Genomic DNA, 11,318 nt, shown 5'->3' with positions numbered 1-11,318 from the left:
TGTTGAACGATGAATAATAGAATCGACGAATTGTCGGTTGTTCGCAGCAACGACCGACAGGAGATGGGCAAGGTTGCAGCCAACGCCGTTGCGGAAACCGTCAAGCGGTTACAAGCGAATCAGGATACTGTGAACATTGTCTTCGCAGCGGCGCCCTCCCAAAATGAATTTCTGGAAAACTTGGTAGACAGCAGCGGTATTAACTGGAATCGTGTGAACGCGTTTCATATGGATGAGTATCTCGGTCTCCCTGCAAATGCCCCACAGCGGTTTGGCTTTTTCTTGAAACAACGGTTGTTTGCTAAATTGCCTTTCCGAGCGGTCAATTACCTGAATGGAGATACCATTGATCCGCTGGCCGAATGCCAACGGTACGCCGATTTGCTGACTCAGTATCCCATTGATATCGTCTGTATGGGCATTGGAGAAAACTGCCACATCGCTTTCAACGACCCACATGTGGCCGATTTTGAAGACCCAATGCGTGTCAAGGTGGTTGATTTGGACCTGGCTTGCCGTAACCAACAAGTTCACGACGGCTGTTTTTCGGATATCGAAGATGTACCCACTCATGCCTTGACCTTAACAGTGCCGGCGTTAATGGCGGCCGCCAATATCTTTTGTATCGTGCCCGGACCTACCAAAGCCCAAGCCGTTTATCATACCCTTACCGCAGAAGTCGCATCCGCTTATCCTTCGACAGCGTTGAGAAGACATCCAAATGCCATACTGTTCCTTGATGGGGATAGTGCCGCACTTGTTGCCTGAGGGCACGGGGTGCCAGCCCGCACAGGTGTATAATTGAAAAAAGTGCGTTATACCGCTTTGGATGCGCACTTTTGTTTCAGAAAATTTTTACATTAGCTCCCATTATATAATATGCTCCTTTGATCGGATATACATTCTGTAAGCCAATATTCGTTTTAAACCAAGATTATGGTCAATGCTTCAGCGTCGCCTGCCGTAACAACCAATAAGAAAACACTATGGAAAGTGATTGGTGCATCTTCTTTAGGTACATTGATTGAATGGTACGACTTTTACATCTTTGGCAGCCTTGCCATTGTCATTTCCACCAAGTTTTTCCCTCCGGACAATCCTACCGCAGCCTTCCTTTCTACATTGGCCACCTTTGCGGCAGGGTTCGTGGTGCGTCCGTTCGGAGCGTTGTTTTTCGGTCGCCTGGGCGATATCATCGGCCGTAAGTACACGTTCATGGTTACCTTGCTGCTCATGGGCCTGGCCACATGCGCAATCGGCTTGGTGCCCGGTTATGAGACCATCGGTTTTGCGGCGCCGATTATCGTATTGGTGCTGCGCTTGTTGCAAGGCTTGGCCCTGGGAGGCGAATATGGCGGTGCGGCCACGTATGTCGCCGAACATTCCGAGCCGCATAAGCGGGGATTCCGTACTTCGTGGATTCAGACTACCGCTACCTTCGGCCTGTTTATTTCGCTCGCGGTGATTATGTTGACAAAAAGCAGTATGTCGGCTGAGGCATTTGACGATTGGGGGTGGCGCGTACCTTTCTTGATTTCCTCGGTCATGGTCGTGGTATCTTACTTTATTCGTCGGAATATGGATGAGTCGCCACTGTTCAAAAAGGCAAAAAATGAAGGAAAAACATCCACCAACCCACTTCGGGAATCTTTCGGCAAGAAATACAACTTCAAGTTTGTGCTGCTGGCACTTTTCGGTGCTACGATGGGGCAGGGGGTCATCTGGTATACGGGCCAGTTTTATGCGTTATCTTTCCTCCAAAGCGTATGTAAGGTCGATTTCGACCAAACTAATTTTATCATCGGGTGTGCTTTACTGGCAGGAACCGGTTTTTTCGTCTTTTTTGGGTGGCTATCCGATAAAATCGGCCGGAAACCCATCATGCTGGCCGGTATGCTGTTAGCTGTGCTGACTTACCGGCCGATTTATGACCGGATGTACCAGTTAACGGATGTAGAAGCAAAACAGGAGCTGATGGAGCAGCGGCGCACGGTTGGTCAGACGTTGGTTAAGGTGTATGACGACGGCAGTACCGCCACGGTAGTCAGTCAGGGAGACGCCGTCACCCAAACCGTAAAGGTAGGGCAACGCGCTTTTTTCTTCCTCGCGCTGCTGGTATTTATTCAGGTCTTGTACGTCACCATGGTTTACGGACCCATTGCAGCTTTTTTGGTGGAGATGTTTCCGGTGCATATTCGTTATACCTCCATGTCATTGCCCTACCATATCGGGAATGGAATTTTCGGGGGGCTTTTGCCTGCGGTTGCCACCTACTTGGTTACCAAGGCGCAAGCCGCAAATATGGTGCAGCAGGCATCCGGTGCTTTACCCTATGACAAGCCATACTTAGAGGGGCTTTGGTATCCCATTATCATTGCGAGTGTCAGCTTCATCATCGGGTTATTGTATATCAAAAACAAAAACCAGGATGTGCAGTAATACGTAGTAATAGCGCAAATTTAACATGAATACGATAAAGCGAATATTGGGCATTGTTTGGATTGTATTGGGGCTGGCAGCAGGCTATTACCTAATCGTTAGCCAAGCTATTCCTCAATTTACCAGTGGCAAGGGCGAAGATTTGGTGCCGGCCGTTATCTATACCTTTATCCTGATGCCCATCATTACGGGAGGATTATGTATATTTGGTTGGTATGCACTCACCGGCGAATATCGTGACGGCGACTGACCGGCAAATAAGGAGATTGACAGATGAACATCCAAATCAGGAAATTATCGCTCAAGGATTATCGCGGCCTCATCGACTCCATGACACAGGCGTATGGTGGTGTAGGTGGGCTGTGGACACGCAATCACATCAAGGATCTCATTACGTTATTTCCTGAGGGCCAGCTTTGTGTCGCCGTAGATGGCCGTGTTGTAGCATGCGCTTTGGCGATCATTATCGATAGCCAGAAAACCGATATTACTGATCCTTACCGCGAGATTATTGCCGGGGGCACCTTTTCCACGCACGATCCCGAGGGCGATCTGCTTTATGGTATTGAAATATTCGTCCATCCGGAGTTCAGGGACTTGCGGCTCGGCCGGCGGCTTTATGATGCCCGCAAGGAACTTTGCGAACATTGGAACCTCAAGGGCATCCTGGTGGGCGGCCGGTTGCCCAAATACCACGAACACGCCGGTGAACTAACACCAAGGCAATACATCGAGAAAGTGAAGCTGAAGGAAATTTATGATCCGGCATTGACGTTCCAATTGGCCAATGATTTCCACGTCAAGAAGATTTTAAAAAACTACCTGCCCGGTGATACCGAATCGCTGGAATATGCTACCTTGCTGGAATGGAATAATATTTATTACGAGCCGCAGACCAGAGCGGCATCCCAGACGAAGCAGACCATCCGTCTGGGGTTGGTGCAGTGGCAGATGCGGACGTTCCAGAATGTCGAGGCGTTTTACGAGCAGGTCGAGTTTTTCGTTGATGTGGTAAGCGGCTATGGCGCAGATTTTGCCTTGTTCCCTGAGTTTTTCAATACACCCTTAATGGAGCCTTACAACCACTTGCCAACTACGGAGGCGATGCGCGAACTGGCTAAGCTTACGGAAGATACCAAACAGCAAATCCAGCGGCTGGCCGTTTCGTACAATGTAAACATCATTGCGGGCTCGATGCCGTTTCTGGGCGAGGAAAACAGGTTGTACAATGTCTCCTACCTGTGCCAGCGGAATGGCCGGACAGACGAATACCGGAAGGTACACATCACGCCCAATGAAACCAGGTACTATGGCATGTATGGGGGAGATCAAGTGCGTGTGTTCGATACCGACTGCGGAAAGGTAGGCATATTGATTTGCTATGATGTGGAATTTCCGGAGCTGGGCCGCATTTTGGCTGACCAGGGGTTGCAGATCATGTTTGTACCGTTTCTTACCGATACCCAGAACGGTTATACCCGGGTGCGCAATTGTGCGCAAGCGCGGGCCATTGAGAACGAGTGTTATGTGGCCATCGCCGGATCGGTAGGCAACCTCCCCAAAGTGAATAACATGGATATCCAATATGCCCAATCGGCTGTTTTTACCCCTTCGGATTTCGCTTTCCCCACCAATGCGGTGAAAGCCGAGGCGACACCGAACGCCGAAATGGTATTGGTAGTGGATGTGGATTTGAATTTACTTAAAGAACTGAATCGGTACGGCACTGTCCAGAACCTCACGGATCGCCGCCGTGATTTATACCGGGTTTCATTAATAAAATAATCTTCCGGGTGCTACCGCCTACTGGAGCATCAACCTTAAGTTAAAACCGAAATTGGTATATGACGTGGCGAAGGTCTGTGAAGTATAGGGCCGAACGGCGTTACTGTCAAAGAAAATCCGGATATTGAACCGCTGGTTGATTACATAATCCACCGAAGGCCGGTAGGAAATACTTCTGTTGCCGGCAGACACTTCTGATTCGTTGATATCTGACCGGTAAATTAAGGTTTTTAGGTCGTTAATAGCCACATCTAAGCGGAAATTCAGGTCGTTATTCATTTTGAAGTTGCTAAACCATCCGAACGGCATTTGAAAACCGGTAGCCCGGTAACCTGCGCCCAATATAAATGATTGGTCGCTCAGCATCGCCAGTTGGCTGTTTTGTAGGCTGAGATTCAATGTGCGAGCTCTACGGTATTCCGCATTGGCCGTCAGGTTATTTTTGAATCGTGCGTCAAAACCCAGCAACGGCACAAACTGTTCGAAGATGGAAACCTGTTGGAACTGAAATTCCGGCAGGAAATTGTTATTAACATCCCGCTCGGAAGGGAAGCCATTAGCCTCGTTGTACCGTATGAGCGAATTATAACCGTTAATGGAATACCGGGTGTTATAACCATGCCGGAGGGTGAGTGAGGTAAGCACCTCGCTGAATAGCGGCAGTTTGCCTAATCCATTGTACGTGACGTTCCAGTTTGGAATCGGTATTTCCGGAAAATTACCCAGTCTGACACGCCTGGCATCCTTACCCCGGTAGGCCGCAAGGAAAGCGTTTACTACGACGTCTTGTGCCGTACGGCCATAGCCGTCCGAAAAACCGGCATTTTGCCCCGAAGAGTTGGGGTTCAACTGGCCGAGCCGTTGGGATACGGTCTGACGGTTGCGCTCAAACTCACGGAAAAGTGCATCATGGTTTTTGAAGGCGGTACCAATGGTCAGGTATGAGATGCTATAGTTGCCGGTCGTGACCGGGGTCAGGCTTTGGAACGCATCGTCCTGCGTCGAATATTGAAACGATGTCGTGTAGTTCCGGTTATTGAGTTTTACCGCCGTCAGCTCGATATTCAAATCGCGAAGCGGTTCGAGTATGGCCCGTACGGAGATATCCTCCGTTAGCGATGTCATATAAAGCTGTGTCTGCAATGTATCTGTCGTAATCCAGCCGTTTGCTGCTGCGCGCTGACGGATATCACGTTGGCTTCCGAACAGGAACCCCCAGCCAGGAGCATTATGATCAAAGTCATAGCCCAAGATGTTGGTCTGCGGTAAATAGCCCGGCAAAAAGGTATTTTGTACCCGTGTATAAGCAGCGTTGACGTTTTTGATGCTGGTAAGCAGGCCAGTGAAAAATGCGGCGGTACCGCTGGCGTCTAGTCCCGTGTTGTTTCGTATAAAGCCAAATTTGTTGTACAAACCAGCCATATTGAGTGTGGGATTTACTTGGATATTACGCGAATTTTGGATGCTATTACCCATGCTGATATCCTGGCTACGTATTGATAAAAGTGGCTCCGTCTGCCAGTTGAATTGTGTCCCATAGCGTGCGTCCACATTCACCCAGTCCAGTCCCGGTAGTTTATGGATAGGCAACGTATAGGTGATGTTCATCATGTGGCTATAATCCGTTGTACGGCCTAACCGCCAGAAATTTTCCCAGAGTGTATCACGTTTTAATCCATTTATGCGTCCATCCGGCTCATCGACAATCGCATAGTTGGTGGCATTGAAGTCGAGCTTCAATGATTTGGAAAGATTCCAACTGATACCATAGATGCGGTTCATCGTGAAATTTTTATTGTACAATGTCCCCATGGCGGGCAGGAAATTGTCTGCCGAGTTGTTTGCCCGTAAAGTATTTTCGTTGTATATGCGATTGACGTCGATACGGAAATTGAGTAACGAAGGCATGAGGTTAAAATTGAAATCGCTGAGGATACCTAAGTGCCTGTTTTTGATGAACTTTCTAAACGGTTCAAACGTCAGGTCATCACTGCTATTGAATGTGTAATCCACGACAGCACGATAATTCTTTTGAAGCGCTACTTCCGTGAGGTAATCGCGGTGGTAGTGTTGCGAATACGCATACGTGGCGCTGAAGTTTTCGATGTCCCATGGGCGTATGGGCTTATCGATGTTCGTACGTACTTTACGTACGTTGGTGAGGTTAAAGCTTCTGCGGATGGTAAAATCCTGGGTTACCCGAAGCAGCGAATCGCGTTGGTTTCGCGAAAGATTGGCCAAAGCACTGTTGAGTTCGATATCCGGCATGAGCGGGTTATATTCTGGTGTGCCCACTTGGCGGGTATAGCTGAAAAAGAGCGGTATGCGCAAACCATAATCAGCGGGGAAAAACTTACCCAGTTCGGCATTCGTAACCAGATCGAAGTACATATCGTCACTACGGCTGCGTTCGCCGACACGTTGTTCAATGGAGCCGAAACCGATCGTGCTCTTACTTCCGGACACCGTTACATTGGCAAAATCGGCCAATTGCGCATTCATCCTGGCCGTAGCCGCCCAGCCTCCTTTATTGTCAAAATCAGTAAGTCGCAGTTCGTTAAACCAGAAGATTCCCGATTTATCGAGCCCATCATCATTGGGTGTACTGACCTCGGTGCCGCGCAATGGGTTCATTACGCCAAGCATGTAGAAGCGTACTTTACTGATATCGGGTTGCCCGACGATCGTCACACGATTTTCACCGTCAAAGAAGGTAAAAGGAACGTCGATAGGCCAAGGTTGGCCATTACGTGTCGCCCGGTTTCGGGCTTGCTTGGCCTCTTGGAAGATGCCGATGCGGATATTCATCCGATTTTCCTGGGGCCATATGAGTTCAGGATCATTGGTGCCAGGCGGTGTAATTTTCAGCGGGATGTCGTATTGGTAGTAGTTATACTGATCATCCGTACCTACCCGTATGAAGGCGCGGAAATCGCCGTCATGCAGGTATTGTCCTTCGGCGTGGATAAACATCTCCAGGCGACCGTAGGCTCGGAAATCATTAGTTGCGGTGCGGTAAGCGGCACGGCCGTAGCCGTCGCGCAGATTCTTCACGTCCAGGGAGAGCGATTGTTCATTGAGCTGCACGTTGTTGTTGAGGTTACCCCAGTCGAGCTGACGTTGGATTCCCGGAGGTACTACATAGGGAATGGGTTGTCGGTTACCGTTTTGTTCGATGTTGAAGGCGGCAACCTCAACCGTAGAATTATCCAGGGATACGTTGCCCATGCTCGGGTCCGCGATGACCTTGGCGTTATTGTTCTCTGCATTGTACCGGCGCCACTCGCCCCGTACCAGTTGCATCTGTGCGAGCCGTACCACTGCGGTATCAGCAAAATCGGTCATAAACATGCGGATAAACCGGATGGATTTGAAATCACGGATGTTGCCTACGCGTTCCTGGTATTGGGCAATCGGGATACGGAATTGGTACCATCTTACCTGCTCAGTACGTCCGTTTGGCAATTTGACATCGGCGGTATGCATATCCGCAATATAGTTTTGCCCGACCTGCATGTCCTGCGGCCGAAGCGATATCCGGTACTGATAGTACTCTTCCGCCTCGTTCATGTTATTGTCGCGGTTGATATCTTCGCCGTCAGGGAGCAGGGTAGAGGCAGACGTTTCGACGCCAACAGACTGCTCAGGGGTCCGGGAGTTTCCTTCGGGGCCATTGAAGCGCTCGTACCGTTTCAGGATGCCGGCGTTTTGATTGTCAAGCTCGGGTCCCCGGAAGTACTGGAAGTTGTCGCCCGACGGGTCATTGGCAAGCTCCTGCAAAGCACCGGGATTGAGTAACCCCTGCATCCGGGATAGGAAGTCGCCATGAAAACTGCGTTCGTCGACGTCATTGAGGCCATCCAGTCCGATGTCCTGGCGGGCGCGGGCGGCGGGGTCATTGTCGAAGGCCTGGATGACGGGCTGATTACGGGGTACTCTTCCCCAATTCGTTTCGTCAATCTGTGAAAGGTCCCCGGATGGCGACATGCCATTTTCCATTGCCTTCCGGCCGTCTTTCAAGATATCCTCTGAGATGTTACCGAGATTGAAATATAATTCTCCGCCCCTTGACCCGGGGTTGGTGAGAAAGGGATCCATCATCCATAGTTCAATGAACTCAATATTCTGGGCCTCGAAGTCAGGGGCATCAATCTTACGGAACATTCCGCCCCAGCGACCCCGTGGGTTGGTCAGCGTACCGTCTGGGTTGACGCCCGTGGTCGTATAGTTATAGGGACCCCGTATGGTGGGATAGAAGGCCAGATCCAGTGTAGAAAGAAACAGTGGCAGACCGGTAGTTGACTCACGGTAAGGGAATACTTCCTGTTCGAGTACTTCGCGTACACGATGCTGTGACAGCTCCGCGCTATTAATGTTGCTGGGTGTGAGGTTGATATTACGGTAAAAGATCGGATCAATATTATAAAAGGCCAGTCGTGCGCGGTTAAAGCCGTATTGCAAATCATCCATCAATTGCGATTCGGGAAAAAGCTGTGGGGTACCGGAAAGTTGCCAGTTATACGCCCCTTTAAGGTCAATAAACGAGCGGCTGTTTTCAAAGTCATCGATATAGGTGATACCGCGCTGTGTACCTGCAAAATTCAACGCCCGTGGATGTCCGGGTAGCAACTGGGCAAATTCGCCGTAGAACGAGACCGATGAAGGTTCTTTCGTATCCAAAAATGGGATTTTATCGACCATTCTGGTGAGCCAGCGTGAAGGTGAATTGTACGTGACGTCGAATCCCCACATCGTATTGGAGATAGGTTCCTCGCCGATGTTGACCTTTTGGGTAAGGGGCCGTTCGGTCAGGTTCATGATGGTCCCGCCCAATTGCAACTTGTCGTTCACCAAATAATCTAGCCGGCCACCAACCATGGTACGTTGCTGTAGTCCAAACAGCTGATTGTTTTCCATCTTGATGCGGATGGGCTGGCCGGATTGCAACAAGGCTTGGTTGAGGATACGAACACGGCCGATGTCATAGTCGACCATGAAGTCTACCCCTTCCTGAAGCGGTGCCGGACCAGCAAATACCTGCACAGATCCGCGCGGCACATTGATTGCGCCGAGTTGGAATTCCGTGCCGACCTCTGACTCATATGAGCCCTTGATGAGGTATCGGTTTTGGTTGGGGAAATACTGTTGGGCAAGCACTTTGGTAGAGTCGTATAGTGCCTGAAAAGTATACTTGTCTATCAGCGCCTGTTCGGCACCAGGCACAAATTGGTTCGCCAGGTCGCTACCAAACGGTTCTACCAAGGGAAACATGACGCGGCCCCGCTCGGGATCGATGGTAATGCCCGGGAGAAAGTCAAAAAAGCCATCGGGTTGTTGCGCGTTCTGTGGATTAAGCCTATCCAGTCCGGTGAGCTGTATCCATAGCTTATTCTGGGTGTTTTGCCCTTCATACATGGCGGGGCGCTCCACGCCGCTTTCGTCTTCGATGCGGAAAATATTGAATCTAAAATTTGTTTGGCCTACGCCATAGGCTCCGATAGAATAAATGTTTTTCATCATCAGATCCCATATGGGCAGGTTGGTTTTGAGGATTTCGTTTTTCAACAGCTTTGCCACAAGCATCCGCGGTTGTGACGGAGTTACCGGTACATCCGTTGAAAATTCCCCTACTTGGTATTCACGGCCGCCTGCTGTATAGCGGTATGCGACTGCCAGTATTTGGTCGTTGTTTAGCGGCATGTTAAGGGAGATGAAACCCAGTCGCCGGTTTACCGTATATTCCGTGCCTTCGCGTAGCTTACGCGCATAAGTCATCTTGGCATAGTTGTCGTTTGCGCCGCTGCCCTGGAAAAACTGCTGCGCCCCGTTTGATTGCGTATAGCGTGCGTCGTCAGGTAGTGCCTGTAGCAATGTGTTGGAATAAAATTGCACAGGTTCGCCCGGGATACCGGTGGATGGATAGCGGGTATTCCCCGGGCTTATGAGCATGGTGTTATAAGGCTGATACTCGCCCAAATCCATCAGCGCCAGTACATCCCGTGAATCATCCACCGAATTGCTGCGGTTGCTTATCCAGACTTCGATTTGTGTGATGTTTACATCTGTGGTAAGAATGGGGGCTAGCGCCATAGCCCGGTTAAAGTTGTCTCTGAAATAATGTGCTAAGAAATAGTGTTGGTTATCCTCATACTCATCTGCTTTTAGGGCGAACTCACTTTCCTGTGCACCGTTTTTAATGGTTATTTCCCGTTGTTGCGACCGTTGTTGGGAGAAAATACCCGTCACATTCAACCGCCCGAACTGCAGTTGCGTTTTAAGACCGAATAAGGCCTGTGTGCCACTGATGAGGGTCGTGTTGAGTGGCATGCTTACATTCCCCAATTCAATCCGTTTGATGATGTCATCGTCCTTTCCCGTGTAGTCCAGACGAATCTGATTTTCGAAATCAAATTGCGCTTCCGTATTGTAATTTGTGGTCAGTTTCAGGCGGTCGCCAATTTGACCCGTCAAGTTCATTTGGATACGTTGGTCAAAATCAAATCCCCATTGCCGGCGTTGCCGCTCGTTGAACATTGGATTTGCATTTTTATTATGCTGCGCCATGATGCTGATGTCGGCACTGCCACGTGGAATAATGTCAATGGTATTTCCGCCGAAAATCTTTTCAAAGGCCTCACTTTCTACATAGATGGTAGGGATAAGCCGGTCTTGCCGATAGTCGGTCAGTTGTTTGTCGGAGAGCTCACGCCAGTAATTGCGTTTCAGTAGTTGGCTCTCATACTGTTGGTATTCATCTATGGTAAGGTATTGGGGAGGTCGGTAAAGCCGGCTGCCGAGCTTCTCACGGATAATGTATTGGCGGGTTACCGGATCGAATACTATCTCCCGGTCGATATTGGACGGCAGGCCAAGGTCAATCCCAGCCTTTCTTTGATACAGATTGAGGAATGGAAGGTCTCTGAACGGATACCGGAGTTTGGCACTATCCTGCTTAGATGGGGCAATAGGCGTCTGCGCGGCGGCAGATACCCCGATACACAAAAACAGCAAGAGTGTCAAAGACAAGCGAGGCCGTATCGTTCTTTTCAAGTAAGGTTCCTTTAAATAGCTAAGATGATGTTTTTTCGGCAGCC

Annotated in this window: 5 protein-coding genes; 4 read left to right on the top strand and 1 reads right to left on the bottom strand. The window is 49.7% G+C overall.

The features are described 5' to 3' along the window. The first annotated feature begins 9 nt into the window (after positions 1–9). The 4 genes from JHJ32_RS12870 (at position 10) to JHJ32_RS12855 (ending at position 4,224) form a co-directional block, all read left to right on the top strand. The gene (locus JHJ32_RS12870) at positions 10–768 is read left to right on the top strand and encodes a glucosamine-6-phosphate deaminase (protein WP_200121214.1); all 759 of its coding nucleotides are present in this window, start codon (positions 10–12) and stop codon (positions 766–768) included. A 168-nt stretch (positions 769–936) separates the two neighbouring features. Beyond that, a complete protein-coding gene (locus JHJ32_RS12865) occupies positions 937–2,439 on the top strand; it encodes an MFS transporter (protein ID WP_200121213.1) in 1,503 nt (500 codons plus the stop codon). 25 nt (positions 2,440–2,464) lie between these two features. Then, a complete protein-coding gene (locus JHJ32_RS12860; RefSeq protein ID WP_079717569.1) occupies positions 2,465–2,689 on the top strand; it encodes a DUF6814 family protein in 225 nt (74 codons plus the stop codon). 23 nt (positions 2,690–2,712) lie between these two features. Further along, entirely contained in the window at positions 2,713–4,224 is a 1,512-nt protein-coding gene (locus tag JHJ32_RS12855) for a carbon-nitrogen hydrolase family protein (protein WP_079717570.1), read from the top strand. Between the two features lie 18 nt (positions 4,225–4,242). Here the strand turns inward: JHJ32_RS12855 and sprA are convergent, their stop codons facing one another. Next, positions 4,243–11,274, bottom strand: coding sequence for a cell surface protein SprA (gene sprA / locus JHJ32_RS12850; RefSeq protein ID WP_233632642.1), 7,032 nt, complete (start codon positions 11,272–11,274; stop codon positions 4,243–4,245). Between the last annotated feature and the right edge of the window lie 44 nt (positions 11,275–11,318).

The sequence above is a fragment of the Parapedobacter sp. ISTM3 genome (genome assembly GCF_016533505.1).
In the GTDB taxonomy this organism is placed as follows: Bacteria; Bacteroidota; Bacteroidia; order Sphingobacteriales; family Sphingobacteriaceae; genus Parapedobacter; species Parapedobacter luteus.
Note: the sequence above shows the minus strand (reverse complement) of the source record. Positions and strands in the feature narration are given on the sequence as shown.

What these genes read in the sequence shown, in the direction of transcription:
- JHJ32_RS12870 (WP_200121214.1), top strand. Translation starts at nt 10, where the DNA reads ATGAATAATAGAATCGACGAATTGTCGGTTGTTCGCAGCAACGACCGA.
- JHJ32_RS12865 (WP_200121213.1), top strand. Translation starts at nt 937, where the DNA reads ATGGTCAATGCTTCAGCGTCGCCTGCCGTAACAACCAATAAGAAAACA.
- JHJ32_RS12860 (WP_079717569.1), top strand. Translation starts at nt 2,465, where the DNA reads ATGAATACGATAAAGCGAATATTGGGCATTGTTTGGATTGTATTGGGG.
- JHJ32_RS12855 (WP_079717570.1), top strand. Translation starts at nt 2,713, where the DNA reads ATGAACATCCAAATCAGGAAATTATCGCTCAAGGATTATCGCGGCCTC.